Source organism: Rhodoblastus sp., from assembly GCF_052145335.1.
Lineage (GTDB): Bacteria > Pseudomonadota > Alphaproteobacteria > Rhizobiales > Beijerinckiaceae > Rhodoblastus.
In genome coordinates this window covers 1-25926 of record NZ_JBKQOU010000013.1, presented here as the reverse complement: position 1 = coordinate 25926, position 25926 = coordinate 1, and the positions used below count along the sequence as shown (strand labels likewise).

General features: G+C 63.6%; 25 protein-coding genes and 1 pseudogene. 14 read left to right on the top strand and 12 right to left on the bottom strand.

The features are described from left to right. Positions 1 to 39: 39 nt before the first annotated feature. The 12 genes from ACLP2E_RS01005 to ACLP2E_RS00950 form a co-directional block, all read right to left on the bottom strand. On the bottom strand, positions 40 to 792 hold the full coding sequence (locus ACLP2E_RS01005; RefSeq protein WP_442464899.1) for a cupin domain-containing protein: 753 nt from the start codon (positions 790 to 792) through the stop codon (positions 40 to 42). 5 nt (positions 793 to 797) lie between these two features. Further along, a complete protein-coding gene (locus tag ACLP2E_RS01000) occupies positions 798 to 1085 on the bottom strand; it encodes a hypothetical protein (RefSeq protein WP_442464898.1) in 288 nt (95 codons plus the stop codon). Between the two features lie 36 nt (positions 1086 to 1121). Continuing rightward, positions 1122 to 1526, bottom strand: coding sequence for a hypothetical protein (locus ACLP2E_RS00995; protein WP_442464897.1), 405 nt, complete (start codon positions 1524 to 1526; stop codon positions 1122 to 1124). Continuing rightward, on the bottom strand, positions 1523 to 1888 hold the full coding sequence (locus ACLP2E_RS00990) for a hypothetical protein (protein WP_442464896.1): 366 nt from the start codon (positions 1886 to 1888) through the stop codon (positions 1523 to 1525). The genes ACLP2E_RS00995 and ACLP2E_RS00990 overlap by 4 nt, the downstream gene beginning before the upstream one ends. A 106-nt stretch (positions 1889 to 1994) precedes the next feature. After that, positions 1995 to 2657, bottom strand: coding sequence for a guanylate kinase (gene gmk / locus ACLP2E_RS00985; RefSeq protein ID WP_442464895.1), 663 nt, complete (start codon positions 2655 to 2657; stop codon positions 1995 to 1997). A gap of 87 nt (positions 2658 to 2744) precedes the next feature. Continuing rightward, the gene (locus ACLP2E_RS00980; RefSeq protein WP_442464894.1) at positions 2745 to 3629 is read right to left on the bottom strand and encodes a YicC/YloC family endoribonuclease; all 885 of its coding nucleotides are present in this window, start codon (positions 3627 to 3629) and stop codon (positions 2745 to 2747) included. 137 nt (positions 3630 to 3766) lie between these two features. Beyond that, positions 3767 to 5521: an endolytic transglycosylase MltG gene (mltG, locus tag ACLP2E_RS00975; RefSeq protein WP_442464893.1), complete on the bottom strand. Its 1755-nt coding sequence runs from the start codon at positions 5519 to 5521 to the stop codon at positions 3767 to 3769. 200 nt (positions 5522 to 5721) lie between these two features. Continuing rightward, positions 5722 to 6975 (bottom strand): beta-ketoacyl-ACP synthase II, encoded by a 1254-nt coding sequence (gene fabF, locus ACLP2E_RS00970; RefSeq protein ID WP_442464892.1) that lies wholly within the window; start codon positions 6973 to 6975, stop codon positions 5722 to 5724. A 394-nt stretch (positions 6976 to 7369) separates the two neighbouring features. Further along, a complete protein-coding gene (locus ACLP2E_RS00965) occupies positions 7370 to 7612 on the bottom strand; it encodes an acyl carrier protein (RefSeq protein WP_442462310.1) in 243 nt (80 codons plus the stop codon). Between the two features lie 210 nt (positions 7613 to 7822). Further along, on the bottom strand, positions 7823 to 8560 hold the full coding sequence (fabG, locus tag ACLP2E_RS00960; RefSeq protein ID WP_442462311.1) for a 3-oxoacyl-[acyl-carrier-protein] reductase: 738 nt from the start codon (positions 8558 to 8560) through the stop codon (positions 7823 to 7825). Between the two features lie 22 nt (positions 8561 to 8582). After that, complete coding sequence (gene fabD, locus ACLP2E_RS00955; protein ID WP_442462312.1) at positions 8583 to 9530, bottom strand: ACP S-malonyltransferase; 948 nt, start codon at positions 9528 to 9530, stop codon at positions 8583 to 8585. 217 nt (positions 9531 to 9747) lie between these two features. Then, positions 9748 to 10119 carry a hypothetical protein gene (locus ACLP2E_RS00950; RefSeq protein WP_442464891.1) on the bottom strand — a complete coding sequence of 124 codons (372 nt, stop codon included), beginning with the start codon at positions 10117 to 10119 and terminating at the stop codon, positions 9748 to 9750. Between ACLP2E_RS00950 and kaiC the strand changes: the two genes are divergently transcribed. The 14 genes and pseudogenes from kaiC to ACLP2E_RS00880 form a co-directional block, all read left to right on the top strand. Continuing rightward, positions 10118 to 11803: a circadian clock protein KaiC gene (kaiC, locus tag ACLP2E_RS00945; RefSeq protein ID WP_442464890.1), complete on the top strand. Its 1686-nt coding sequence runs from the start codon at positions 10118 to 10120 to the stop codon at positions 11801 to 11803. The genes ACLP2E_RS00950 and kaiC overlap by 2 nt on opposite strands. Beyond that, complete coding sequence (locus ACLP2E_RS00940) at positions 11800 to 12105, top strand: circadian clock KaiB family protein (protein ID WP_442464889.1); 306 nt, start codon at positions 11800 to 11802, stop codon at positions 12103 to 12105. The genes kaiC and ACLP2E_RS00940 overlap by 4 nt, the downstream gene beginning before the upstream one ends. Positions 12106 to 12114: 9 nt before the next feature. Then, positions 12115 to 12417 carry a circadian clock KaiB family protein gene (locus ACLP2E_RS00935; RefSeq protein WP_442462316.1) on the top strand — a complete coding sequence of 101 codons (303 nt, stop codon included), beginning with the start codon at positions 12115 to 12117 and terminating at the stop codon, positions 12415 to 12417. A gap of 3 nt (positions 12418 to 12420) precedes the next feature. After that, positions 12421 to 16896: a PAS domain S-box protein gene (locus tag ACLP2E_RS00930; RefSeq protein ID WP_442464888.1), complete on the top strand. Its 4476-nt coding sequence runs from the start codon at positions 12421 to 12423 to the stop codon at positions 16894 to 16896. Positions 16897 to 17118: 222 nt separating this feature from the next. Next, positions 17119 to 17571, top strand: a complete 453-nt coding sequence (gene rpsF, locus ACLP2E_RS00925; protein ID WP_442464887.1) for a 30S ribosomal protein S6 — start codon at positions 17119 to 17121, stop codon at positions 17569 to 17571. Beyond that, a complete protein-coding gene (gene rpsR, locus ACLP2E_RS00920; RefSeq protein ID WP_442464886.1) occupies positions 17571 to 17825 on the top strand; it encodes a 30S ribosomal protein S18 in 255 nt (84 codons plus the stop codon). Before rpsF ends, rpsR begins: the two co-directional genes overlap by 1 nt. 150 nt (positions 17826 to 17975) lie before the next feature. After that, entirely contained in the window at positions 17976 to 18977 is a 1002-nt protein-coding gene (locus ACLP2E_RS00915; RefSeq protein WP_442464885.1) for a DUF2232 domain-containing protein, read from the top strand. Positions 18978 to 18989: 12 nt separating this feature from the next. Further along, positions 18990 to 19559: a 50S ribosomal protein L9 gene (gene rplI / locus ACLP2E_RS00910; protein ID WP_442461562.1), complete on the top strand. Its 570-nt coding sequence runs from the start codon at positions 18990 to 18992 to the stop codon at positions 19557 to 19559. Between the two features lie 306 nt (positions 19560 to 19865). Beyond that, on the top strand, positions 19866 to 21353 hold the full coding sequence (locus ACLP2E_RS00905; RefSeq protein WP_442461561.1) for a replicative DNA helicase: 1488 nt from the start codon (positions 19866 to 19868) through the stop codon (positions 21351 to 21353). Between the two features lie 12 nt (positions 21354 to 21365). After that, positions 21366 to 22520 carry an alanine racemase gene (gene alr, locus ACLP2E_RS00900; RefSeq protein ID WP_442461560.1) on the top strand — a complete coding sequence of 385 codons (1155 nt, stop codon included), beginning with the start codon at positions 21366 to 21368 and terminating at the stop codon, positions 22518 to 22520. 18 nt (positions 22521 to 22538) lie between these two features. Next, on the top strand, positions 22539 to 23042 hold the full coding sequence (locus ACLP2E_RS00895; RefSeq protein ID WP_442464884.1) for a hypothetical protein: 504 nt from the start codon (positions 22539 to 22541) through the stop codon (positions 23040 to 23042). A gap of 82 nt (positions 23043 to 23124) precedes the next feature. Further along, positions 23125 to 24558: a DNA repair protein RadA gene (radA, locus tag ACLP2E_RS00890; protein ID WP_442464883.1), complete on the top strand. Its 1434-nt coding sequence runs from the start codon at positions 23125 to 23127 to the stop codon at positions 24556 to 24558. Between the two features lie 130 nt (positions 24559 to 24688). Next, positions 24689 to 25423, top strand: coding sequence for a CvpA family protein (locus ACLP2E_RS00885; RefSeq protein WP_442464882.1), 735 nt, complete (start codon positions 24689 to 24691; stop codon positions 25421 to 25423). Positions 25424 to 25615: 192 nt separating this feature from the next. Next, positions 25616 to 25926, top strand: a pseudogene (locus tag ACLP2E_RS00880) (amidophosphoribosyltransferase); the annotation flags it as partial.

Below are 25926 nucleotides of genomic sequence, written 5' to 3'. Positions count from 1 at the left end.
CAGGGGGCCCCGCGGGCCGGCATTGCGAAGAGTTTCCAGCTATTCCTTTTTCGCTGGCGCGCCCGGAAGCACGGCCGCGACGCCCTCCGGATTGATATTGAACGCCAGGAACACCAAGGGCTCGTCGCCCGGGTTGCCCCATTGGTGCACCAGCCCATGGGGTTCATAGATCAGCGAACCCGGCCCCCAGTCGCGGGTCGTGCCGTTGACCGTGTTGGCGCCGACGCCGGACAAAATATAATACAGCGCCGCACCTGAGCGATAGTGCGGCGGGTTGGGGGGCATGCGCGCCGGAAAACTGACCCGTGTGAGAGTAAGATCGTAAGGCACTGGCTGCAGGTCGGGGATCGGAGCCGAGGTTTGGAAAAGTTCTTTTACGGCCGCGGGCGACGACTCGACCGGACTATCACGTTCCGCAGCGGGAAGAATGAAGAAGTGCAGCAATGAGGACGGCCCCGCGCCGCCCGTCCTCAGCGTCGCCGGGATTCCGCCCGTTATGAACAGCGCCTCTCCCCCGCTGAGTAATTTGATCTCGCCGCCGAGCGAGACCTCGGTCGTTCCCGACATCTGGTAGAGGATGCCAGCGGCCGCCGTGACTTGGCTTTTTTCGCCGGGCTGGAGAGCGACGCTTACCGCCTTGAAATACCGCGGCGTGTCGGTGACGGTCGGCAATTTGGTTGCGGCGAGCAAAGTTCGCGTAATCGCCGGCGGCGCCGGGGGCGTCTGCGCGGTTGCGGAGCCGGCAAGCGCCATCGCGCCGAGCAACGCCAGTCCCATGGTCCAGAACCGCATGATAATTACTCCCGGGTTATTGTCTTCGGCTTGCTGACGAAGCCGAAATAGAAACAAAGCACGAAAAAGATGAAATGAACTATTCCACGCGCGCCATTGACCAGCGGCGTGAAGACAAAACCCGTCCCCAGCAGCGGAACCGAAACATCGGCGAGATAAAAATAGAACAACACGCCCGACGACATGAAGAAAGCGCCGGCCAGAAACTTGCGAAACTCCCGGTATCGCAAGGCGAAATAAAGGCTCGCTCCGGCATCGACCACGCCCGCGACAATCCAGAGGGCGATATTCATGGCTTCCTCCCGACGATCGCTCCGGGGCGCCCGCCGCTACCCTTGTTTTCCAGCAGACCGGCTTTTCGCGCGCAACAGCGCGAGAATGGCCACGACCAGCCCCGCCATGCTCGCGGCCAGTTTGGCGTTGCGCGCCGCGAAGCGAAGGGCCATCGGCGCCGCCAAAGCCACTGCGCTCGATCTCACGCCCGTCTTCACCTCATCAACGGTCCGCCCCGCCAGACGGAACGCCAGCACCAACGCGATCAGGGCGATGATCAAGGCGACGCCGGCGACGATCAGCGACGCCTGCCATGGCGCGAGATGGTCAAGAAGCGCGAGATAGGCGGAAAAAGCCAGAAAACCAGCCGCCAGGGCGATCAGCAATCCGCCAGCCGCCACTCCGGCGACGAAAAGGGCCAGCCGCCTGGAGAGGAGGTTCCCCTCGATCGGGCCGCTCATGTACGTCCGCCGCGGTTGTTCCACAGGCCCAAGATCAATCCCAACCCGGCCGCCGCCGCCAGCCAGCTGATGGGATTGCGGCGGACGGCGGCGCAAAGTTCGTCCAGCCGGTCGCGGCCGATGTCGCTCGCGTTATGGGCCAGATCGCCAGCCATGCCGCCGATATTGTTTCCGGCCGCCTTGCCGGCCTCCTTCAGCGCCGAGACCGCGCCCGGCGCATTGGCGCGCAATAGTTCGGTCATGTCGTCCACGGCCTTGCGCATGGCGTCCATGGCTTGCGCCGCAAGTGCGGCAACGTCTGTCGCCGCCGTGTCCGCGGCCTGTTGCACCTGTTCGGATTCGAGCTTTTCGCCAGCGTTCATGGTCCGGATCCCCATTCCCCGTATTCGGCAAGCCTAGCAGAGGCGATGCCGCAGGAGAATGATACAGAACAACGCAAACGTCGTTTTGGTTCGATCGTCCCCGCGCTCAGGCCGGTTCCGCCAGCAGGCGCGCGACGAAATCCGCCATGCCGGCCGCTACCCGGGGGCGCCGCAGCCGCTCGGAGCGCAGGATCGCCTGGAGGTCATCGAAACTGTTCTGGATGTCGTCGTTGACCAGCACGAAATCGTAATCCGCCCAACGGCCGATCTCATGCCGGGCGTTGTCGAGCCGCTTGTCGATGGTGTCCGAACTGTCCTCCGCGCGCCGCTCCAGCCGGGCGCGCAATTCGCTCATCGACGGCGGCAGGATGAAAACGGTGACGACGTCGTGCGGGATTTTTTCACGCACCTGACGCGCGCCCTGATAATCGATGTCGAACAGCACGTCCCGGCCCTGCGCCAGAACGGCCTCGACCGGCGCGCGCGGCGTGCCATAGAAATTGCCGTGCACCTCGGCGTATTCGAGCAATTCGCCGGCGTCGCGCCGCCGCTCGAATTCTGCGTGGTCGATGAAATGATAGTGAATGCCGTCGGCCTCGCTGGACCGCCTCTTGCGCGTGGTCAGCGAGATCGACAGGGTCAGGTCGAGTTCCTGTTTTTGCAGCAGCATGCGGGTCAAAGTCGTCTTGCCCGCGCCCGACGGCGAGGAAAGGATCAGCATCAGCCCCCGGCGCGCATGTTTTTTTCGCGACGCTTCGTCCTTTTTCATTTCTTTAAACCTATTCCCCTCGCATAAGCTCGGCGTCGCGTTCGCTCCTAGCAAAACCTGGCAGGCTCTCGCCAGCAAGGATTTGCGTTACTCGATATTCTGCGCCTGTTCGCGCAATTGCTCGACTTCGACCTTTAATTCAAGGCCGAGATTGGTCAGGGACGCGTCGTTCGATTTGGCGCAAAGCGTATTGGTTTCGCGGCCGAACTCCTGGGCCAGAAAGTCCAGCCGCCGCCCGACCGCGCCGCCCTCGGCGAGCAGTTTGCGCGCCGCGCCGACATGGGACAGCAGCCTGTCCAGCTCCTCGCGAATATCCGCCTTGGCGGCGAGCAGCACCGCCTCCTGATAAAGCCGCGTCTCGTCGAAACGGCCCAGTTCGCAAAGCTGCGCCACCGCCTCGCGCAATTTTTCCCGTATCGCCTGCGGCTGACGGGCAGGGCTGGCGTCTGCGTCCCGAGTCAGCGCCTCGATCCGGTCGAGTCTCTGCCCAAGGACAACCGCCAAAGCCTCGCCTTCGTCGCGCCGCATCGCCTGCAACTGGTGAAGCGCCGCGTCGAGACCGGCGAGAATTTGCGCTCTGGCGCTCGCGCTCGCGGCTTCGTCTTCTTCCACCTCGCCGGTCTCGACGACGCCGCGCAGGCCAAGCAGGCCATCGAGGGTCAGCGGTCCGATATTTTCCGGGTGCGGCAGGCTGGAGAGCGTCTCCATCAGATGGACGAGCAAGTCGCGGTTGATCTTCGCCGTCACCGCCGGACTTTCCCTCGTCACCGATAGATTGGCGTAACACGCGCCGCGCGCGAGCGCCCTGGAGATGGCGGCCCGTGCGGGAATGTCGAGTCCGTCGAAACCGGCCGGCAGGCGCAGGCGCAGGTCAAGCCCCTTGGAATTGACGGTCTTGATCTCCCAGCGCCAGTGAAAGGGCGCGGAAAAGCCCGCGCCTTGGGAAAAACCCGTCATGCTCGAAATGGTCATGGCGATCCAGCCTGTAGAAAAAATGCGGCGGATCGTCCTTGGTGGGATTCGCGCCTTGCCGTTGGCTTAAGCCAGCGAAGGGCTAAAATCCATCCCCGGAGCGATTTACGGCGAGGCGGGAACGCTTCTGTCGCGCTTTATTTTCCGCCCTTCCCGATGGAATCTTCCTTGATGAAGGCTGAGTCGACGGTTTTCGGGCTATTGAGGTCCCAGCTCTTGTCAAGCAGCGGATCGAGCGCCGTGCCCTCGGAAGCGTCGATGATTCGCGGCTTGCCATTGGGCGCTGCGTTGACCGGGGCGCCAGAATAACCCAAGGCGCTGCCCTCGACCGGGGCGGCGGGACCGTCGAGAGCGGCGGCGTTGTCGGAAGCTGGCCCGTCGAGATCGTTTTCGGCGCGGGTGACGCCGCCGAGCTGGGCTTCGACGAGTTCTTTGCCAGCCGAGAACAAGGGTTGCGGGCCCTTGACGGCGACGTAATCGGCGATGCGGCGCGGCGCCGGCGGCGCGCCGGGAAGGACGGGCGCCAGCCGGGCAATGGCGGCAGGATCGCGCGCCAGCCGTGGTTTGGGCGCCGAGGCGTCTTGCCGGGCGTAAAATTCCGGCTCGACCGGAACGCCGCCATAGGGCGACGGCGCGATCTGCGTGTGGTCTTCATGGCTCGGCACGGTCTCCGAGGCAGGCGCGCCCGGCGAGGCGCCCGCAGGCACACCCCTGGCCTTGTTGGTCTGATCGATCTGGCGCCAACGCTGGACATTGCGGTTATGCGTGTCGAGCGAATCGGAAAACACGTGACCGCCCGAGCCGTCGGCGACGAAATAAAGTTCCTGCGTGCGCGAGGGGTTGGCCACCGCTTCGAGCGCGGCGCGGCCGGGATTGGCTATCGGGCCGGGCGGCAAGCCATCGATGACGTAAGTGTTGTAGGGCGTCTGCGATTCGACGTCGGCGCGGGTCAGCGGCCGGCCAAGCGGCCCCTGCCCGCCGACCAGGCCATAAACAATGGTCGGATCTGATTGCAGCCGCATGTGTTTACGCAGCCGGTTGATGAAGACTCCGGCGACGCGCGGGCGCTCGTCCGCCTTGCCGGTCTCCTTTTCGACGATGGAGGCCAGCGTCACCAGGTCATAGGGCGAGGCCAGCGGCAGGTCGCGCGCCCGCCGTTTCCAGATTTCGTCTATCAGCTGGTTCTGGTCGCGCGCCATTTTTTGCAACAGCTTGTCGCGGCTGTCGCCGCGCTGGAACTTGTACGTTTCCGGCAGCAACGCGCCTTCGCGCGGAATCTCGCGGATGTCGCCGGCGAGAACGTCGTCGGCGCGCAGGCGCTCGACAATCTGCTGGCTGGTCAAGCCTTCGGGAATGGTCAGCGAATGAAGGATCGCCCTGCCCTGCACCATGGTGTCGATCACCTCCTGCAACGAGGCGTTCTGCTTGAACAAATATTCGCCGGCCTTGAGTTTGCCGCGCGCGCCCTCGGCGTAGAGCGCCAGGGAGAACAGGAATGGGCTGTCGATGACGCCCTGGCTCTGCAACGTTTCCGCGATTTCGTCGACTTCGGCCCCTTGCGCGATCACCACCGAAGTGTCGCTGGCCAGAGACCCGGGCTGGCGAATGGCGTGACTGGCGTAGACCGCCGCCGCGCCGGCGACGAGGCTGAGCAACAGGAGAAAGGTCAAAAAGCCGGAAAAAGCTTCGAGCGCCGGGCGCTTGCGGCGGGCCGGCGGCGATGGCGCCTCTTCGGGTTGCAAAGCCTCGGCCGGGCTGAGCGCCGAGCGGCGACCGAACAATTGCGCCTTTTCGCTACGGCGCGGCTCTTCCGCCCGGCGAGACTCATCTGCCCGGCGAGGCTTGGGCTCCGGGCTTTCGGCCTGTTCGCTATGCTGCGGATCGTCGCTCATATCCTGGATGCCGCCTTAATTTGACCGCCCGCGCTGCGGGACCTGCGGTTTTTGCACTCTTTTGGCTCGGACGGCAGTTTGCCCGTTATTGTGGCAAAATCAGGATCAGGGCCGAAACCCAGGCCGATTGGATCGGAAAAGGTTTCAGATTTAATTAAGCTCCCTGCTTTCGCGGACCCCACGGCGGTTCGTGGAAAAGCTCAGTATCGCCGCAGCACCAGAGAGGCGTTGGTGCCGCCGAAACCAAAGGAATTGGATAGCACGGTGTCGATTTTGCGCGGACGCGGCTTGTGCGGCACGAGATCGATCGCCGTCTCGACCGACGGATTGTCGAGATTGAGCGTGGCCGGAGCAATCTGGTCGCGAATCGCCAGGATGCAGAAAATCGCCTCGACCGCGCCGGCCGCGCCGAGCAGATGGCCGATTGAACTCTTGGTCGAAGACATGGAAATGGTCGCCGCGGCATTGCCGACGACGCGTTCGACCGCCGCCAGTTCGATGCCGTCGGCCATCGTCGAGGTGCCGTGGGCGTTGACGTAATCGATGTCGTGCGGGGTGATCCCCGCCCTTTTGATCGCCGAGTTCATGCAGCGGGAGGCGCCGTCGCCGTCTTCGGCCGGGGCGGTGATGTGATAGGCGTCGCCCGACATGCCGTAGCCGATGACTTCGCCATAAATGCGGGCGCCTCGCGCAAGAGCATGTTCGAGCGATTCCAGCACCACGGCGCCGGCGCCCTCGCCCATGACGAAACCGTCGCGATCGCGATCGTAGGGACGCGACGCGGCCTTGGGATTGTCGTTGAAGGCGGTGGCCAAAGCCTTGCAGGCGGCAAAGCCCGCGATGCCTATGCGATTGCAGGCCGATTCGGCGCCGCCCGCCACCATGACCTCCGCGTCGCCGAGCATGATCAGCCGCGCCGCGTCGCCGATGGCGTGGGCGCCCGTCGAACAGGCCGTGACCACTGCATGATTGGGGCCCTTCAACCCGTGCATGATCGAGACATGGCCGCTGATCAGGTTAATGAGCCGTCCCGGCACGAAGAAGGGCGACACGCGGCGCGGGCCCTTTTCATGAAGGGTTATTGCCGTCTCGCAAATGCCGCCCAGGCCGCCGATGCCGGAGCCCATCAGTACGCCGGTCTCGATCTGGTCCTGATAGGTCTTTGGGGCCCATTCGGCGTCTTTCAACGCCTGGGTCGCGGCGGCGACGCCGAAAATGATGAAATCATCGACCTTGCGCTGTTCCTTGGGCTCCATCCAGTCGTCAGGATTGAAGGCGTCCGGCGCGTCGCCCCGCGGAACCTGCATGGCGATCTGGCAGGCGAGATCGGAAGCCTCGAAGCCCTGGATGCGCCCCGCGCCGCTTTCACCAGCCAGCAGGCGTTTCCAGGTCGTCTCCACGCCGCTGGCCAGCGGCGAAACCATGCCCAATCCCGTAACGACTACCCTACGCATAGGCTCCCTCGGGCTTTTGCTGTCGGAACGAGCCGGCGTTGCAATTCAACGTCAGCCCCTTCCCGCATGTTGTTCCGATCCAATCGATTCGAATCGGAGCTTGCGGCTGTTAATCTCAGGCCTTTCCGCTGACCAAATCATCAGGGTTGGCGCGAAGACGCAATTTTTACTGTCATTTCGAGGGGCGGATCCGCGACTCGCGGATCTTTCCTAAAATCACCATTGAAGGCAAAGACGCTGGCGTCAATAACATTCGCGCGACCATGACAATCACGCGACTAGGGCATTCACGCGACAAGGATAGTCACTCGCCAAGGACGATCACGGACAAACAGATTCGCGCGCGACCGGGTTTGGCTGCCGGCCGCGCGCGTAAAACTCTTGCCCGCCGGGATCAGCCCTGCGCCGTGGCCTTTTCGAGGAACTTGACCGCATCGCCGACCGTGACGATGGTTTCAGCGGCTTCGTCGGGAATTTCCACGCCGAATTCTTCCTCGAACGCCATCACCAACTCGACCGTGTCGAGAGAATCGGCGCCCAGATCGTCGATGAAATTGGCGCTATCGACGACCTTGTCGGCGTCAACGCCGAGATGTTCAATCACAATCTTTTTCACGCGCTCGGCGACATCGCTCATTTGCTGCTTCCTCGTTATTCATTCAGGCTGCGCGGCCCGGGGGACAGGCGGCGCGGGTTTCGGGGGTCCGCTGACGCGAAAATTTCTTGCAGTCGAGGAAATTTCACACGCTGGAACGCATAAACGCTGGCTAGCTAACATACTTCCGTCACGATTGCGAGGCCCCCCCGAAGCTTTCCGTCAGGCGACCGCATCAAACGCGCAAGCGCTTCAAATCATTGCCATTCCGCCGTTCACGTGGAGGGTCTGGCCGGTGACGTAGCCGGCCTCCTCGCTGGCGAGGTAGACCGCCGCCGCGCCGATGTCGGCGCCCCTGCCAAGCTGACCTGCCGGAATGGTCGCCAGGATGGCTTCCTTCTGCTTGTCGGTCAGCGCGTCGGTCATCGGACTTGCGATGAAACCCGGCGCGATGCAATTGACCGTGACATTGCGCGAAGCCACTTCGGCGGCGAGCGACTTGCTCATGCCGATCAGCCCGGCCTTGGAGGCGGCGTAATTAGCCTGCCCGCCGTTGCCGGTGACTCCGACCACCGAGGTGATGTTGATCATGCGGCCATAGCGGCGCTTCATCATGCCCTTGAGCGCGGCGCGCGACAGTCGGAAGGCGGAGGCGAGATTGACGGTCATCACCGCCTCCCAGTCTTCGTCCTTCATGCGCAGGAACAGGCCGTCGCGCGTCACCCCGGCGTTATTTACCAGGATGTCCAGTGGTCCGGCGGCCGCCTCGGCGGCAGGAACGAGCTTTTCGACCTCTTCCTTGTCGGCGAGATTGCAGGGAACGACGAAGACGCGCTCGACCATCTGGGCGGCGAGTATTTCGAGCACCTCGCGCCGGGTGCCGGACAGCACGACGGTCGCGCCCTGCCCGTGAAGGGCGCGGGCGATGGCGGAGCCGAGGCCGCCGCTGGCGCCGGTGACGAGGGCGACGCGGTTGGTCAGGTCGAACATGGGGGTTGTTTGCTCCGGAATTTCAGGCGGTCAATTTGAAGGATTCGACATCGGAGGGAACCCCGACATTCAGCGAACGCGCGCCTTCCGCCGTGCGCTTGACGAGACCCGCCAACACCTTGCCGGCGCCGATTTCGACGAACAGCTCGACGCCTTGGCGGTGCATGAAACCCATGCATTCGCGCCAGCGCACCGCGCCGCAGACCTGGGCGACCAGAAGCTGGCGAATCTCATCGGGATCGCGCGTGGGCGCGGCGGTGACATTGGCCACCAGATCGACTGCCGGGGGCTGGATTTCGGTCGCGGCGAGCGCCTCGCGCATGGCGTCGGCGGCGGGCCGCATCAAGGCGCAATGAAAGGGCGCGGAGACCGGCAGCAGCATGGCGCGCTTGACGCCGTTTTCCTTGGCGATTTCGATCGCCAGTTCGACAGCCTGGCGGGCGCCGGAGACGACGATCTGGCCGCCGCCATTGTCATTGGCGACTTCGCACAACACGCCCGAAGCGGCGGTGGCTTCGCCGGCGATTTTCGCCGCGAGTTCGGGATCGGCGCCGATGAGCGCCGCCATGGCGCCCTCGCCCACCGGCACGGCGGCCTGCATGGCCTTTCCACGCAAACGCAATAACCGCGCAGCATCGGCGATTTTCAGGGCGCCGGCGGCGGCTAGCGCCGAATATTCGCCGAGCGAATGGCCGGCGACGAATTTTACGTCGCGCGCCAGCACTGCGCCGGCTTCGCTTTCAAGAGCGCGCAGAGCGGCGAGGCTGACCGCCATCAACGCCGGCTGGGCGTTGGCGGTGAGCTGCAATTGCGCGGGATCGCCTTCGAACATCAAGGTAGAGAGCTTTTCGCCGAGCGCTTCATCGACTTCCTCGAAGATTTTTCGTGAGGCGGCGAAAGCGTCGAAAAGCGCCTTGCCCATGCCGATGGCCTGCGAACCCTGGCCCGGAAAGATGAATGCGACCGTCATGGGGTTTTTCTCCCGTTTTTTGGCAGTTGTGGTCAGCGCAAATTCGCGTCAGCCAATGGCGCCGCGCGGCGAGGCTGTCAAGGCGCGAACCGTGGCGGAAAGCGGCAGCGGAACCTTTTGGCGGAGATCGCTTCCCGAACCTTTTGCTGAGCTATACAGTCAAAACAACGTGAGTTTCGGGCCACGGTTTTCGGTATGGAAAATAATCATCGTTTTTTCATTGCGTTAGATACAACATATAACGTTCTTGTTTAGCTTTTGATTTTGGGGATTTGGAGTCACGCAACCTATTCATCTTGTGGCGCCGCGCAAGGTGTAGATTCTGCAAGTAGTGCTGGCGGTATTTTTGGAATTCGGCGGAGGGAGCAATCCAGACTAAAGCTTGCAGCTGCTGGATCGCCGCGTCGCTTCGCCCCTGACGGGAAAAATGGCAGGCCGTTTCGAGTCGGTCGCCCGGTGCGAAGCATTGCCGCGCTTGAATGACATTATGTCTTGGAAACCGGGTAACTATTTCAAACGTTGTATTCGTCGGTTTTGTTGGTAGGTTAATGCCTTCATTCATAGCTTGAAATTGTTTTTGGCCAGGCATGAACAACTTCACAAAGGCGCTTGCGAAGCTCCCTTCCGGCATTCGCGGACTTGACGAAATCACCGGCGGCGGGCTGCCAAAGGGCCGCGCCAGCCTGGTCTGTGGCGGCGCCGGCAGCGGCAAGACCTTGTTCGCTTTGACCTATCTCGTCGAGGGCGCGCTGAAATACGGCGAGCCCGGCGTTTTCATGTGTTTCGAAGAGAACGAGGAAGAACTGGCCGCCAATATCGCCTCGCTCGGCTACGATCTCGATAGCCTGATCGCCTCGAAAAAGCTTTCGGTCGACTATGTCCATGTCGAACGCAGCGAGATCGAGGAGACCGGCGAATATGACCTCGAAGGCCTGTTCGTCCGGCTCGATTACGCCATCAAGTCGGTCGGCGCCAAGCGGGTGGGGCTGGATACGCTCGAGGCTTTGTTCGGCGGCCTGTCCAACGCCGGCGTGCTGCGCGCCGAATTGCGCCGTCTTTTCCGCTGGCTGAAGGACCAGGGCGTCACCTCGATCATCACCGCCGAGCGCGGCGAAGGGGCGCTGACGCGGCACGGGCTGGAGGAATATGTCTCCGATTGCGTCATTATGCTCGACCAGCGTGTGGCGGAACAGGTGGCGACCCGGCGGTTGCGCGTGGTCAAATATCGCGGCGCCGCCCATGGGACCAACGAATATCCGTTCCTGATCGATTCGGACGGAATCAGCGTGCTGCCGGTCACCTCGATTGAACTGGCGCATGAGGTTTCCAAAGAGCGTATCTCAACCGGCGTCGCCGGGTTGGACGAAATGCTCGGCGGCAAAGGGTTTTGGCGCGGCTCCAGCATTCTCGTTTCCGGCATGGCCGGCACGGGCAAGTCCACGATGGCGGCGCATTTCGTCGACGGCGCCTGCCGGCGCGGCGAAAAAGCGGTCTATTTCGCCTTCGAGGAAAGCCCGCACCAGATCGTGCGCAACATGCGCTCGGTCGGCCTCGACCTGCAGCAATGGGTGGACGCCGGACTTTTGCGTTTTTCGGCGTCGCGGCCGACGTTCTGGGGGCTCGAGATGCATCTCGCCCGCATGCACAAGGAGGTCGAGCAGTTCAATCCGGCGGTCGTGGTCGTCGATCCGATCTATAATCTCAGCGCCGTCGGCTCCGCCAATGAAGTGCGGCTGATGCTGCTGCGGCTGATCGACCATCTCAAGAGCCGGCAGGTGAGCGCGATGTTCACCGCCATTGACGCCGACAATCTCAAGGATGTCGAACACGCCGGGGTTTCGTCGCTGATGGATTCCTGGCTGCTGGTGCAGACGATCGAGGGCAATGGCGAGCGCAATCGCGGCCTTTATGTCATCAAGGCGCGAGGCATCGCCCATTCCAACCATATCCGCGAATTCCTGCTGTCGGACCAGGGAGTCCAACTGCGCGACGTCTGTCTAGGCGAGGGCGAAGTGCTCACCGGTTCGGCGCGCGCCGCCCAGGAGGCGCGCGAAAACGAAATGGAGGTCGAGCGGCAATTGGCGCTGGCCGCCAAACAGCGCGAGGCGGAGCGCAAGCGCTCCGTGATCGAGGCGCAGATCGCGGCTCTGCAAGCCGAACTCGAAGCGCAAAGCAAGGAGGCCGAATTGTTTGCAGCGCGCCAGCGCGCCAGTTCTGACGCCGCGGTCATGGCGCGGAAGGAAATCGCCAGCATGCGCGGGAGGGGAAAATGAACGGAGCTGCCGGGCCGGCCGCCGAATCATGGATCCTGCGGCTTTATATCGCAGGGCGCACGCCGAAATCGGTGACCGCCTTGGCCAACCTGAAAAAGCTGTGCGAACAACAGTTGGCCGGCCAGTATCAGCTGGAAGTGATCGACCTGATGGAGCATCCCGAGCGCGCGAAAACCGACCAGATCGTGGCGATTCCAACCCTGGTTCGTACATTGCCGCCGCCGCTGAAGCGAATGATCGGCGATCTTTCCAACAAGGACCGTGTTATAGTGGGATTCGAACTTGATCTTCTAGGACCCTAGGAACGCATCATGGCTTCGGGCCCAGACGACAGTGAATGCCCGGAGAAGCTCCAGCTTCGCCTGTTCGTCAGCGGCGCCACGGGGCGCTCGATGCGGGCGATCGCCGTGGTGCGCAAACTCTGCGAAACGGCGGCCGCCCAAGGCTACACTCTCGAAGTCATCGATATATATCAAAACCCGGCCGCGGCGCGCGATAACCAGATCGTGGCCTTGCCTACCCTGCTGAAGCTTGCACCGGTCCCCAAACGAATGTTTATTGGCGATATGTCCGATACCGCGCCGCTCGCGGCGGGTTTGGGCCTCCCGGGTTAAGCCATGAACGAACAGGGCAAGACGCTTGGCGAAATGCTGAGTTCCTTCGCGCCGACCGGCAAGGCGGCGGAAGAAACGCTGCACGCCATTTATCTCGGCGAAGCCGACGCGCTGGTGATAGAGACCAAAAATGGTCCGCGCGTCTTCACCTTGCGCGACGCCAACGAGCCTTACCGCGAACTCGTCGAACGCATGTCCGGCGCAGCGGTCATTGTCAGTACAGATCATACCATTCTTTATTGCAACGGCGCGTTGGACCGCATGCTTCGCCGCGACGGCCTTGCCGGGAGCGATCTGCTCGATCTTGTCGCGCCAGCCCAGCGCGGTCTTGCCAAAGAAATTCTCATTGCAGGCGCCAGCACGCCGTCAGCCGCCGAAGTAACGCTGATCTCGGCCGATGGCGGCGAGACGCCGGTGCGGGCGTCCGCCGCGCCGATGACTTTCGACGGCCAGAATTGCGTCGCTCTGGTGGTGACCGCGCTCGACGATATCGAAGCGCTCAAGACGTCCGAAGCCGCCGTGCGCGAAAGCGAGCGGCGCTTCCAGTTGGCGCTGACGGGTTCGCCCATCGTCGTCTTCGAGCAGGATCTCGATCTTCGCTATACCTGGATCTACAACGTCAAATTTGGCTACGCCGCGCGCGAGTTCATTGGCAAAACCGACGCCGATTTGATGGACGGGTCTTGCGCCGCGCGCCTGACGACGATCAAGCGCGGCGTGATCGAGACCGGCCAGCCTGTCCGGCTTGAGACCGTCGCCGGACCCCCCGGCGGTCCGCTCGACGATTTCGATCTCATGGTCGAGCCGCGACGCAACGCCGCAGGCGAAATCATCGGCGTTATTGGCACCGCCACCGACATTACGACGCACAAACGCTCCGAACAGGCGCTGCGCGACAGTCAAGATCGAACCCAGTTGGCCATGGAGGCGGCGGAAGTCGGAATTTGGGAATGGAATCTCATCGCCAACACCGTTCGTTGGGACGCCCAAATGTTCCGAATGTACGGAATTGCGCCGACGCCGGATGGAATGGTTCCCTATCGCGCCTGGGCTGATGCTCTTGGGCCGGACGAATTGGCCCGGCAGGAGGAATTGTCGCGGCAACATGCGCGCGAGGGCGGGGTGTACCATCGAGAATTTCGCATTCGACGCTGCGACGACGGCGAAATCCGGGTAATCCACGCGGTGGAACGAGTTCGCGTCAGCGCGGACGGCCGTGTCGAAAGTTTCGTCGGCACCAACCGCGACATCACCGAGAGGAAGCGCGCGGAACTGGCGCTGCGCGAGAGCGAAGAACGAAAAAGCTTCCTGCTCGAACTGGGCGACGCGCTGAAGCCCCTGCTCGATCCCGACGACATCAAGGAAGCCGCCTGCGAGTCTCTCGGGCGGCATATCGGCGGCAATCAGGTTCTCTATGCCGAAATCGACCCAACCGACACATTCGGGATCGTTTCGCGCGACTGGAGCGACGGTTCGATGGCGAGCAATGTCGGGGTGCACAGGCTCGTCGAATTCGGCGCGCAATTCATTGACGGGTTGAGGGCGGAAAAGACTGTTTTCATAGACGACGTCAGGGCCGATCCCCGCACATGTTCGCCTGAGGCGCAGGCGACGTTCCGGGCGAGCAACATCGCAGCCTTCATAAGCGTGCCGCTGGTCAAGAACGGCCGCCTGATCTCGGTCCTGTCCGTTCATAGCCATTCGGTCCGGCGCTGGAGCGCGCTCGATGTTTCTTTGGTGGAGGAAGTCGGGGACCGCACCTGGGCCGCGGTGGAGCGGGCGCGCGCCGAACAGGCGCTGCGGACGAGCGATGGCTACAGCCGGAGCCTGTTCGAATCGAGTCCCGACTGCGTCAAGGTCATGAGCCTCGACGGGCGCCTGGAACAGATGAACGGCAACGGCCGCTGCGCGCTGGAGATCGACGATTTCGAGTCGGTCCGCGGCCGCTACTGGCCCGATCTATGGCCACCGGAGACGCGCGCCGGACTCGAGGCTGCGATGGCCGAGGCTCGCACAGGCCGAACCGCGCATTTCTCCGGTTTTTGCCGGACTTTGAAAGGCGCCCCTAAATGGTGGGACGTGATGATCACGGCGGTTCCCGGCGCGGACGGCTCTCCGGCGCGTCTCATCGCCTCGTCGCGCGACGTCACCGAACGTCGGAAAACCGAGGAGACGCTGCGAAAGAACGAGGCGCTGATGAGCCTGGCCGCCGACGCGGCGCGGATGACTTATGCGGAATTCGATTTCAAGAGCGGCCGGTTATACCTGGCGGAAAACTTCGCCCGCGTGATGGGCTACATGCCGTCGGATGTGGGCGACAAAACCACTCTCGCCGAGATCGTCGCCAAGTTCCTGGAGCATGTCGACCCGGAAGACCATTCGATTGTCCAGACCACCGCCCGCGATTTTCTGGCAGGCAGGCGCGACGGCGCGGTCACCTACCGCGTCATCGGCGACCGCGGCGCTCGGCGCTGGATCGAAGGCCGGTGGAGCGTGGAAACGGATTCCAGCGGCGCGCCTTCTCGAGGCCTCGCCGTCAACATGGATATTACCGAGCGCAAGCAGGCTGAAGAATCGCTGCGCGGAAACCAGCAACGCAGCCAACTGGCCACCGAGGCGACCGGCGTCGGCGTATGGGAATGGAATCTGAAAACCAACGCGGTCTGGTGGGATCGCCAGATGTTCAGCATTTACGGTCATCCGCCGACGCGCGACGGAATGATGAGCTTCGATATTTGGGCGGCTTTCGTCCTGCCGGAGGATTTGCCCGAACAAGTGAAGCTTTTGAGAAAGCACGCGCGCGAAGGCGGAATCAACCGCCGCGAATTCCGCATTCGGCGAAAGGACAATCAGGAAATCCGGGTTATCGAGGCTGTCGAGACGAGCCGCTCCGGGATCGGGGGGCAGATCGAATACGTCGTGGGGACCAATCTCGACGTTACCGAGCGCAAGCGCTCGGAACTGGCGCTGATCGAGAGCGACAAGCGCCTGCGCGTCGCGCTCAGCAGTGCGGAAGCGGCGGCGTGGCAATGGAACATCGCGACCAACGAATTGACCTGGTCGCCGGAATGTTACGAAATGTACGGTCGCGACCCCGAGCGCGATCTGGCGCGATATGAACTGTGGCGCGCGTGCCTTTTCCCCGAGGATCTCGAACCGACCGAGCGCGTGGTCCGCCGCCTCATCGACCAGGGCGCGACGGAATACAGGTGCCAGTACCGCGTCATGCTGCCTTCAGGCGACATTCGCTGGCTCGCGGCGCTGGGCAAGCTGGAATATGGCGCCGACGGGAAGCCGCTGCGAATGTCCGGCATCAATCTGGACATCACCCAGCAAAAGCGCGCCGAACAGCAGCTCGCCGCGGCCAAGGTCGAGGCCGAACACGCCGATCGGGCCAAGTCGAGGTTTCTTGCCGCGGCCAGTCACGACCTGCGCCAGCCAGTGCAGTCGCTGGTGCTGCTGCTGAGCATCATGGAGCGGCAGGCGCAGGCCGCCGGCCTCGCCAAGATGGTCGACACGGTCAAGATGATGCAATCGGCGGTCGGCAGCCTGAACGGCCTGCTAAGCGGCATTCTCGATATTTCCCGCCTTGACGCCGGCGTGGTGGAACCGGAGATGCAGACGGTCGATGTCGCCGCGATCATCGAGAACCTCACCGACGAATACCGCGCGAAGGCCGCGGATAAAGGGCTGGAGATACGCGCGGCGGGAAAGGTTCTGTGGGCGCGCAGCGATCCCACGTTGCTGCAGCGCGTCTTGCGCAACCTGATGGAAAATGCGCTGCGCTACACCAAAGAGGGCGGCGTTCTCGTCGGCGCCAGACCACGCGGCGGGCGCGTCAGGATCGACGTCGTGGACACCGGCATAGGCGTCGCGGAAGATCAGCAGAAGCATATTTTCGAGGAATTCTTCCAGGCCAACAATCCCGGCCGCGATTATGGCGAGGGTCTGGGCCTGGGACTGGCCATTGTTTCCCGTTTGGCGAAACTGCTCGGGGCTGAGGTTGAGGTGCGTTCGCGACTCGGCAGAGGCTCGCGCTTCTCGCTGTTGCTGCCAAGGGCGCAGGATGCCGGCCTCGTCGAGGCAAGGGCGGAAGACGTCAGGAAGCTGGACGCCCGCATCCTTGTCGTCGAGGATAATTCGATCGTGCGCCAAGCCCTGGTCAGCATGCTCGAGGAATGGGGGGGCCACCCCTCGGCCACCGCCTCGGGCGAGGAGGCGCTCGATCTTGCGGTGCGCGGCGAGTGGCGTTTCGATGCGATGATTGTCGACCACCGGCTGGGCGCGGGCCTCACCGGCGTACAGACCGCTCTGCAAATCGGGCGCTGCATCGGCCGGCGCGTCCCGACGCTCGTGCTGACCGGCGACACCGCCAAGGAGCGCATCGCCGAAATCGAATCCAGCGGCTTCGTTTTCCTGCACAAGCCCGTGGACGCCGAAAGCCTGCTGCACGAACTTGCGCAACTGACGAGCGGCTGAAACCTCGCCATTCCGCCTGCCCTTTTTGCTTGATCGCGCCAGAAATTCCTTTATAAGGCGCGCTTCGCCATTCGGCCGGGGGCTGAACGGAAGGCCGCATTGCGGCAGGTTTGCAAAGACCGTCTTCCCGTGTTCCCGCCTTCGATAAAGTTTCCGTCGGGCCTTTCTCCGGGCTCGAAGGGCTCCGCGCCGAGTGATGCGAATACAGAGAAAGGCAATCAAATGGCTCTTTACGAGCACGTTTACCTTGCTCGCCAGGATCTGACCGCCCAGCAGTCGGAAGCCCTGACCGAGCAGTTCAAGACCACCGTGACCGGCCTTGGCGGCACGATCGGCAAGGTTGAATATTGGGGCGTCAAGTCCCTCGCCTACCGGATCAAGAAGAACCGCAAGGCGCATTTCACTCTCATCAACGTCGACGCGCCTCCCGCCGCCCTCGCCGAGGCCGAGCGTCAGTGGTCGATCAACGAAGACATCCTGCGCTTCATGACCATCCGCGTCGAGGCTCACGAAGACGGCCCGTCCGCCATGCTGCGCAAGCGTGACGACGACGATCGCGGCGACCGTGGCGACCGCCCGGACCGTGGCGATCGCGGTGACCGTGGCGACCGCCGCCCGCCGCGCGGCCCGCGCGGCCCGCGCCGTGAAGATTCCGCCGAAGGAGGGCAATACTGATGACCAATGCCGCCGCCGCCGGCGCTCCGCAGCGCCGCCCGTTCTTCCGCCGCCGCAAGACCTTCCCCTTCACCGGGCCGAACGCGCCGAAGATCGACTACAAGGATACGCGCCTTCTTTCCCGCTACATCTCCGAGCGCGGAAAAATCGTGCCCTCGCGCATCACCGCCGTATCGGCGAAAAAGCAGCGCGAAATGGCGCAGCCGATCAATCGCGCCCGATTACTGTGCCTGCTGCCCTACCTGATCGCGTAAGTTAGTTCCGTGCGCCGCGCCAAAAACCGCGGCGGTCGCCCAATGGCTGGAACGGGCCTTGACCCGTCCCTAACCGCATTCGCATCATCCCGAAAAGTGGCTACCGGTTTTCGGACAAGATGATGCGCATGGACGCGGGACAGCGAAAACATGAACGATAATAATCCGCCGGCCAATTGGACCGATCGCGCTATCGGCCTCGGCGCCGGCCTCGCCAGCGCCCTGCTGTTCGCCGCCTCGGCGCAAGGCTCAAGCCTGGCGATGGCTCTCGCCTATTTTGCGCCGCTGCCGCTGCTGATCGGCGCGCTGGGCTTTTCGCTCACCGGCGCGCTCGTCGGCGCCCTGCTTGGCGCGGGCCTGCTCACCCATCTCGACGAGCCTGTGCTCGGCCCAACCTTTTTCCTGCTATTTGCCGCGCCGGCGCTGATCTCCGCCGCCTTGGCGCGACGCAATTTTCCCACCCGCGTGGCGGAAGCCTCGCCTTTGCCGCGCTATTTCGGTCCTGGCGCGCTGCTCGCCTTGATGATGGCGCTGGCCGTCGCCGCCGCCTGGCTCGGCGTCGGCGCGCTGGTGCAACTCCATCACGGTTTCGACGCCGCCTTGCAGGCGATGAGCGAGCGCTTCGGCCCGGCGCTCGATGAAGTCGTCGAAAGCCTGAAGAAATTATCGCCCGAGATCGAGGCCGAACCGGTCAAACGCCTCATTTTGTCGAGCATCCCAGCGGCGTTCGCCGCCTCGCAGACGCTACTGCTGGCGATCAACCTGTACCTCGCGGCGCGCACGGTGGAAGTTTCCGGCCGGCTCGGACGGCCCTGGCCCGCCCTCCCGGAAAATCTCGTCCTGCCCCGACTGGTCGCGCCGCTTTTCGTGGTCGCATCCGGATCGGCCTTCAGCGGCGGCCTGATCGGGCTGCTGGCCGGCGTGTTCGCCGCCGCCAGTGGCCTTTGCCTGGCGATCCAGGGCCTTGCCGCCCTGCACGCCTTCACCCGCGATTCGCGGTTTCGCGGTTTTCTGCTGTCGGCGCTCTATGCCGCCGTCTTCGCGCTGGAGCCCTGGTCTTTCATCGCTCTCGCCCTGTTCGGACTTGTCGAGTCCGTTTTTTCCCTGCGCGCCCGCAAGGCGCGTCGTCTCAACGCCAAACAAGAAGTCTAAAGGAGTCCTCCAATGCAAGTCATCCTGCTCGAACGCGTCGCCAAGCTCGGCCAGATGGGCGAAGTCGTCCGCGTCCGCGACGGTTACGCCCGGAATTTTCTTCTGCCCCGCGGAAAAGCGCTGCGCGCCACCGAAGCCAACAAGAAGCATTTCGACGGCCAGCGCGCCCAACTCGAAGCCCGCAATCTTGAACGCAAGGGCGAGGCCCAGGCGGTCGCCGACCAGCTCAACGGCCAGACCTTCGTGATCCTGCGCCAGGCTGGCGAATCCGGCCAGCTCTATGGTTCGGTCTCGACCCGCGACATCGCCGAGGCGGCCACCGCTGGCGGTTTCTCGGTGGAGCGCCACCAGATCGTGCTGCACGTGCCGATCAAGTCGCTCGGCCTGCACAAGACCCCGGTTCACCTGCATCCGGAAGTCGACGTCGAAATCCTGGTCAATGTCGCCCGCTCGGCCGAAGAAGCCGAACGTCAGGCCAAGGGCGAATCGGCGACGGTGCGCGAGGAAACCACGATGGCCGATCTCGGACTGGAAGTCGGCGCCGCCCTGGCCGAAGCCGGCGGCGACATGGGCGACCGCTGATTTTTTCATCCATCGACACGCAGAAAGGCCGGGTTCGTCCCGGCCTTTCTTGTTTGCGTTCGACTGGCGGAGCCGTTCCGCTTCGCCGCGTCAATCGCTTTCGGCGCCATTGCGCCACATTTCGCCGCCTTTTGTGGATAACGTGGACGACGGCGCCTGTTTAACGATTCGTCCAACCTTTTTCCGGGCGGACGTGCGACAACACTTGAGCGATTGCGTTTTGTCCGTCGCGTCTCCCCGTACCGATCCTGTTTCGCGCCGCCTTCGAGCGGCGCACGAATATATTGGTGTAACTAAATGGCGCTAATGGAAAAAAGACAAGACCGACAGCTCGTGGCTTTGGCCCCGGAGCCGGCTTTTCGCAGCCCGCCCGCCAATATCGAGGCCGAACAGGCGCTGCTCGGCGCCATCCTGGTCAACAACGACGCCTTCGACCGGGTGTCCGACTTCCTGAAGCCCGACCATTTCGCCGAAGAAATTCACCGCCGCATCTACGAGACCGCCGGCCAGCTGATCCGCGCCGGGAAACTCGCCACCCCGGTCACGCTCAAGACCTTTTTGGGTGAGCAGGACCTCGGCGGCATGACCATTCCGCAATATCTGGCGCGTCTCGCCGCCGAAGCCACCACCATCATCAACGCCGTCGATTATGGCCGCGCCGTCCACGATCTCGCGGTGCGCCGCGAATTGATCAACATCGGCGAGGAAGTGGTCAACACCGCCTATGACGCCAGCGTCGATTCCTCGCCCCGCGTGCAGATCGAGGAGGCCGAGCGCAAGCTTTACGCCATCGCCGAAACCGGCCGCTACGACGGCGGCTTCCATCGCTTTTCCGAGGCTCTGGCCAATGCCGTCGACATGGCGGCGAAAGCCTGGGAGCGTGAGGGCGGCCTGTCCGGCGTCTCGACCGGACTGCATGATCTCGACCGCATGATGGGCGGATTGCAGCCGTCGGACCTGATCATCGTCGCGGGACGTCCCGGCATGGGCAAGACCGCGCTCGCCACCAATATCGCCTTCAATATCGCGCGCAGCTACCGCTTCGAGGAACGCCCGGACGGCAGCCATGAAACGGTCAATGGCGGCATTGTCGGCTTCTTCTCGCTGGAAATGTCCTCCGAGCAACTGGCCACACGTATCATCGCCGAACAGGCGCAGGTGCCGGGCTACAAGATCCGGCGCGGCGACATCACCGAGGGCGAGTTCCACCGCATCACCCATGCGGCGAGGGAAATGCAGTCGATCCCCTTCTTCATCGACCATACCGGCGGCATTTCCATCGCCCAGCTGACCGCGCGCGCCCGGCGTTTGAAACGCCAGCGCGGGCTCGATCTTTTGGTGGTGGATTATCTCCAGCTGCTCTCCGGCTCGAAAGCGCGCAGCGACAATCGCGTGCAGGAGCTGACCGAAATCACCACCGGCATGAAGGCTCTGGCCAAGGAGCTGAACGTGCCGATCGTCGCCTTGTCGCAATTGTCGCGTCAGGTCGAATCGCGCGACGACAAGCGGCCGCAATTGTCCGACCTGCGCGAATCCGGCTCGATCGAGCAGGACGCCGACGTAGTGATTTTCGTCTATCGCGAGGAATATTATCTGAAGAACAAGCAGCCTCGCGAAGGCACGCCGGAATTCGCCGCCTGGCAGAGCGAAATGGAGCGCGCGCATGGCCGCGCCGAAGTGATCCTCGGCAAGCAGCGCCACGGACCGACCGGAACGGTGGAATTGGCCTTTGAAGGCGAATATACACGGTTCAGCGATCTGGCGCAGGAAGACCATCTGCCCGCCCATATGTGAAGGAGCCCTTCGATGCAGGATCTGTCCGCTCCCGACGAAAACAGGGCTTTGGGGCAGGCGATCCTCACCATCGACCTTGGCGCGTTGGCCGATAATTGGCGCCAGCTCGCTGAACGCGCGGTGGACGCCGAATGCGCCGCCGTGGTCAAGGCGAACGGCTACGGCCTGGGCGTCGAGCCGGTGGCAAGGGCTCTTTCCGCGGCAGGCTGCGAGACGTTTTTCGTCGCCCATCTCTCGGAGGGCGAGATTTTGCGGAAACTCGCGCCGGAAGTGCGGATTTTCGTGCTCAATGGCCTCGCCCCCGGCGCATCGAAGATCTACGCGCGGGCGGGGTTGATCCCCGTGCTCGGCTCCTTGCCGGAATTGGCGCAGTGGTCCGATTTCTGCCGGCGTGACGGGGCCCCGCACCCCGCGGCGATCCATATCGACACCGGCATGAACCGGCTGGGCCTGAGCGCTGCCGACCTGCCCCGCGCCCGCGCGCTGATGGCCGGATTCACCCCGGTCCTGGCGATGAGCCATTTCGTTTCGGCGGAAGACACCTCGGCGCCACGCAATCGCCGGCAGATCGAACGGTTCCACGAAGCCTGCAACCAATTGCCGCCCCTGCCCGCCTCCCTTTGCAATTCCTCGGGAATGTTCCTCGAAGAAGCGCCGTTTCTCGATCTGACGCGTCCTGGCTATGCGCTATATGGCGGCAATCCGACGCCCGGCAGCGACAATCCGATGCGCCGCGTCGTCGGTCTCACCGCGGTCGTGCTGCAGGTCCGCGACATTCCCGGCGGCGAAACGGCGGGCTATAACGGCCGCTGGACCGCGCCGTCGCGGCGCAAGCTGGCGACGATCAATATTGGCTATGCCGACGGTTTTTTGCGCAGCGGTTCGGAAGGCGAGATCGGCGTCGACGTTTTCGCCGGCGGAACTTTTTGCCCGGTGGTCGGGCGGATCTCGATGGACCTGTCGATCATCGACATCAGCGAGGCTGCCTCCCTTTCTCGCGGCGACCGGGTCGAAATCCTCGGACCGAATATTGGCGTCGACGATCTGGCCGCTCAAGCCGGGACGATCGGCTATGAAATCCTCACCAATCTGGGGCGGCGCTACCACCGCGAATATGTCGGGGAGGCGACCCCGGCGGCGACGGCTGGAGCGGCCGGGACTTTGTGAGCGCGAGGAGGATCGACCATGCGATCTCAGGTATTGTCGGGCGCCGCCTTGCTCGCATTGGTCTTGGCGAGCTCCCCGACGCGCGCCGAGGAGCCCATCGGCTGCGACAAATTCAAATGGCCTATTGTCCGCGAACAGGCGGCGCTGGCGGCGGCGGACAAGCAGTCCATCGCGCCGGAGAGCGCCCTCGCGCCCGGAACCGCCGCGCTGGTCCATCTCGCGCCGGTCGAACAGGCGCATTTCGCCCTTGAGCCGCAACGCACGCCCGCCGCCGCTTCCAATGCCGCGGTGCTGAAATTCACGGCGCCGGCGGCGGGCGTCTATACGGTCAGCCTGTCGGCGGGCGCCTGGATCGACCTGATTCAGGACGGCGCCGCGCTAAAGCCGCTGGCCTTCAGCGGCGTTCGCGAGTGCCCTCATATCCGCAAAAGCCTGAAATTCCAGCTGGCGCCGCAGGAGGCCTTGATTCAGATCTCCAATGTCGCCGAGCGGGAAATTTCCGTGGTCGTGATGCCGCAATAGGGGAAAACAGCAGCCGGCGCTGGACAAGGCGAAGCAGGTATGTTCTATACTTGTTCTCATTTTCCTCAACGGAAAGCCCGCCTTGGCCAAAGCCCGCACCACCTTCATCTGCCAGAATTGCGGCGCTGTCGCGCAACGTTGGCAGGGCAAATGCGAAGCCTGCAACGAGTGGAATTCGCTGGTTGAGGAGGCGCCTTCCGCCGGCATCGGGGCCTTGGCGGCGCGCAACGCCAAAAAGGGCCGGATTTTCGCGCTCGAAGGCCTGTCCGGCGAATCCAGGCCAGCGCCAAGGATGCTTTCGGGCATGGCGGAGCTCGATCGGGTGACCGGCGGCGGTTTCGTGCCTGGCTCGGTGCTGCTGATCGGCGGCGAACCGGGGATCGGCAAGTCGACCTTGCTGATTCAGGTCTGCGCCGCCATGGCGCGGCGCGGCGAACGGGTGGTCTATATTTCCGGCGAGGAGGCGGCGGCGCAGGTGCGGTTACGCGCGGAAAGACTCGGCCTTGGCGACGCCGCCGTTGAACTCGCCGCGGAAACCGCCGTCGAGGACATTATCGCCACCCTGTCGCACGGACGCACGCCTTCCCTCGTGGTGATCGATTCGATCCAGACCATGTGGACCGAAACCGCCGATTCGACTCCGGGAACCGTGACGCAGGTGCGCGGCGCGGCGCAGGCCCTGATCCGCTTCGCCAAGCTATCCGGCGCCTGCGTGATCCTCGTGGGCCATGTCACCAAGGACGGCCAGATCGCGGGACCGCGCGTGGTCGAACATATGGTCGACGCCGTGGCCTCCTTCGAAGGCGACGGCAGCCATCATTTCCGCATCCTGCGCAATATCAAAAACCGCTTCGGGCCGACGGACGAAATCGGCGTGTTCGAAATGACCGGCTCGGGCCTGGCCGAAGTGGCCAACCCTTCCGCGCTTTTTCTCGCCGGGCGCGACGGTTCGACGCCGGGCGCCGCGGTTTTCGCCGGAATGGAGGGCACGAGGCCGGTGCTTGTCGAGATCCAGGCTCTGGTCGCGCCGAGCGCACTGGGCACGCCGCGCCGCGCTGTCGTCGGCTGGGACCCGAGTCGGTTGTCGATGCTGGTGGCTGTGCTGGAGACGCACGGGCGCGTAAAACTCGGCCAGCACGACATTTATCTCAATGTTGCCGGCGGCATGAAAATTTCCGAGCCGGCGGCCGATCTCGCGGCGGCGGCGGCTCTGGTTTCCTCGCTCACCGGCGCGGTGCTGCCGCATGACATGGTGTTTTTTGGCGAGGTTGGCCTGTCGGGCGCGGTGCGTCCGGTGCCGCACGCCAATCTCCGGCTCAAGGAGGCGCAAAAACTCGGGTTTTCGCGCGCCGTCACCCCCCAGGGAATCAAGGACCGCAGCGTCAATGACAAGTCCGGGTCCGGTCCGGTCGGGTCGGCGGACAGGGCGATCCGCCATATCGGCGAGGTCATTGCCGACATCGCAGCGCTGGGACGCGGGGTTTCTAATCCCAAACCGCGCGTAGCGGCCAACTGAGTCGACGCAGCAGAATGCATTCGCTATAAGCGGGCTCGGAAAAAAGCGGAATCGTCATCCACCCTGCCCGTTCCCGTGAGAAATCAAGGCTTTCGCGGGAGCGGGGCGATCATACCTGTTTGAGGCTCGAATGCCGTCCTATCTTGACCTCGGTTTGCTCGGCGTGGTGGCGGTTTCGGCCCTGCTCGCGATGTTGCGCGGTTTCACCCGCGAAGTCATGGCCATCATCTCCTGGGGCGTGGCGGCGGTGTCCGCGGTTTATTTTTACCCGATGCTGGTTCCGAAACTGGCCGACCCGACCTCGCCCGTGTTCATCGCCAAGGACGCCCTGCGCCCCTATGCCGCCGGCGCGGCGATCTTTTTCCTGGTGCTGATCCTGGTGTCGATCATCACCATCCGCCTTTCCAGCGCCATTCTCGATTCGAAAATCGGACCGCTCGATCGCGCTCTGGGCTTTGCTTTCGGCGCCGTACGCGGCCTGCTGCTCTGCGCCATCGCCTTCATCTTCTTCAACTGGCTCGCGCCCGAGTCAACGGCGGCCAACCCCGATTCGAATTCCAGCCTGCGCAATCAATGGCTGGCCAATTCGCGCGGCCTGCCGCTTTTGAAAACCACTTCCGATCAGTTGCTGGCCCTGCTGCCGGACGATCCGGATGGAATCCTCGCCAAATTGAAGAAGCACAAGCCGGGCGCGGGCGAAGAAGCGCCGCCCCCCGAAACCGATCAGGAGCCGAAAGCCGCGCCGGCCACGCCGTCGCCGCCCGTGCGGCCCAAGGCCCAGTTGGCGCCGACGGCTTTGCCGGCGGCCTCAGCCGCGGGCGACGACAAGCGCAAGATGGATTCGCTGATCAAGGGCGGGCGTTGACGCCTGCCTGCCTCCCGCAAGCTTGGGCTGTGGCCCGGGAATTGCTCGGGGTTGCCGGGTGGATAAGGGCTCGTTTTTCGGAGGCGCCCTTCCCATTTGCCGAGTAGGGGTCTATTGAACTTTTTTCGCAACGGGGTCTTTTTTGGCCCCTTTCGCGCGCGCCTGTGATGACGCGCATCGGGAGCCTGTTCCATGGACGATTCCGGCGCTGCCAGCGACGTAAGCGGCGATTTCGATATTAATGCCGATCGGCTGCGCGAGGAATGCGGCGTGTTCGGCATTTTCGGCCATCCGGACGCCGCCGCCATCACCGCGCTCGGCCTGCACGCATTGCAGCATCGTGGGCAGGAGGCGGCGGGCATCGTCAGCTACGACGGCAAGCGCTTCAATTCCGAGCGCCGCATGGGCATGGTCGGCGACGCCTTCTCCAAAGCCTCGACCATCGAACGCCTGCCCGGCGACCGCGCCATCGGCCATGTCCGCTATTCGACCACCGGCGAAAC

What these genes read in the sequence shown, in the direction of transcription:
- ACLP2E_RS01005 (WP_442464899.1), bottom strand. Translation starts at nt 792, where the DNA reads ATGCGGTTCTGGACCATGGGACTGGCGTTGCTCGGCGCGATGGCGCTT.
- ACLP2E_RS01000 (WP_442464898.1), bottom strand. Translation starts at nt 1,085, where the DNA reads ATGAATATCGCCCTCTGGATTGTCGCGGGCGTGGTCGATGCCGGAGCG.
- ACLP2E_RS00995 (WP_442464897.1), bottom strand. Translation starts at nt 1,526, where the DNA reads ATGAGCGGCCCGATCGAGGGGAACCTCCTCTCCAGGCGGCTGGCCCTT.
- ACLP2E_RS00990 (WP_442464896.1), bottom strand. Translation starts at nt 1,888, where the DNA reads ATGAACGCTGGCGAAAAGCTCGAATCCGAACAGGTGCAACAGGCCGCG.
- gmk (WP_442464895.1), bottom strand. Translation starts at nt 2,657, where the DNA reads ATGAAAAAGGACGAAGCGTCGCGAAAAAAACATGCGCGCCGGGGGCTG.
- ACLP2E_RS00980 (WP_442464894.1), bottom strand. Translation starts at nt 3,629, where the DNA reads ATGACCATTTCGAGCATGACGGGTTTTTCCCAAGGCGCGGGCTTTTCC.
- mltG (WP_442464893.1), bottom strand. Translation starts at nt 5,521, where the DNA reads ATGAGCGACGATCCGCAGCATAGCGAACAGGCCGAAAGCCCGGAGCCC.
- fabF (WP_442464892.1), bottom strand. Translation starts at nt 6,975, where the DNA reads ATGCGTAGGGTAGTCGTTACGGGATTGGGCATGGTTTCGCCGCTGGCC.
- ACLP2E_RS00965 (WP_442462310.1), bottom strand. Translation starts at nt 7,612, where the DNA reads ATGAGCGATGTCGCCGAGCGCGTGAAAAAGATTGTGATTGAACATCTC.
- fabG (WP_442462311.1), bottom strand. Translation starts at nt 8,560, where the DNA reads ATGTTCGACCTGACCAACCGCGTCGCCCTCGTCACCGGCGCCAGCGGC.
- fabD (WP_442462312.1), bottom strand. Translation starts at nt 9,530, where the DNA reads ATGACGGTCGCATTCATCTTTCCGGGCCAGGGTTCGCAGGCCATCGGC.
- kaiC (WP_442464890.1), top strand. Translation starts at nt 10,118, where the DNA reads ATGAACAACTTCACAAAGGCGCTTGCGAAGCTCCCTTCCGGCATTCGC.
- ACLP2E_RS00950 (WP_442464891.1), bottom strand. Translation starts at nt 10,119, where the DNA reads ATGCCTGGCCAAAAACAATTTCAAGCTATGAATGAAGGCATTAACCTA.
- ACLP2E_RS00940 (WP_442464889.1), top strand. Translation starts at nt 11,800, where the DNA reads ATGAACGGAGCTGCCGGGCCGGCCGCCGAATCATGGATCCTGCGGCTT.
- ACLP2E_RS00935 (WP_442462316.1), top strand. Translation starts at nt 12,115, where the DNA reads ATGGCTTCGGGCCCAGACGACAGTGAATGCCCGGAGAAGCTCCAGCTT.
- ACLP2E_RS00930 (WP_442464888.1), top strand. Translation starts at nt 12,421, where the DNA reads ATGAACGAACAGGGCAAGACGCTTGGCGAAATGCTGAGTTCCTTCGCG.
- rpsF (WP_442464887.1), top strand. Translation starts at nt 17,119, where the DNA reads ATGGCTCTTTACGAGCACGTTTACCTTGCTCGCCAGGATCTGACCGCC.
- rpsR (WP_442464886.1), top strand. Translation starts at nt 17,571, where the DNA reads ATGACCAATGCCGCCGCCGCCGGCGCTCCGCAGCGCCGCCCGTTCTTC.
- ACLP2E_RS00915 (WP_442464885.1), top strand. Translation starts at nt 17,976, where the DNA reads ATGAACGATAATAATCCGCCGGCCAATTGGACCGATCGCGCTATCGGC.
- rplI (WP_442461562.1), top strand. Translation starts at nt 18,990, where the DNA reads ATGCAAGTCATCCTGCTCGAACGCGTCGCCAAGCTCGGCCAGATGGGC.
- ACLP2E_RS00905 (WP_442461561.1), top strand. Translation starts at nt 19,866, where the DNA reads ATGGAAAAAAGACAAGACCGACAGCTCGTGGCTTTGGCCCCGGAGCCG.
- alr (WP_442461560.1), top strand. Translation starts at nt 21,366, where the DNA reads ATGCAGGATCTGTCCGCTCCCGACGAAAACAGGGCTTTGGGGCAGGCG.
- ACLP2E_RS00895 (WP_442464884.1), top strand. Translation starts at nt 22,539, where the DNA reads ATGCGATCTCAGGTATTGTCGGGCGCCGCCTTGCTCGCATTGGTCTTG.
- ACLP2E_RS00885 (WP_442464882.1), top strand. Translation starts at nt 24,689, where the DNA reads ATGCCGTCCTATCTTGACCTCGGTTTGCTCGGCGTGGTGGCGGTTTCG.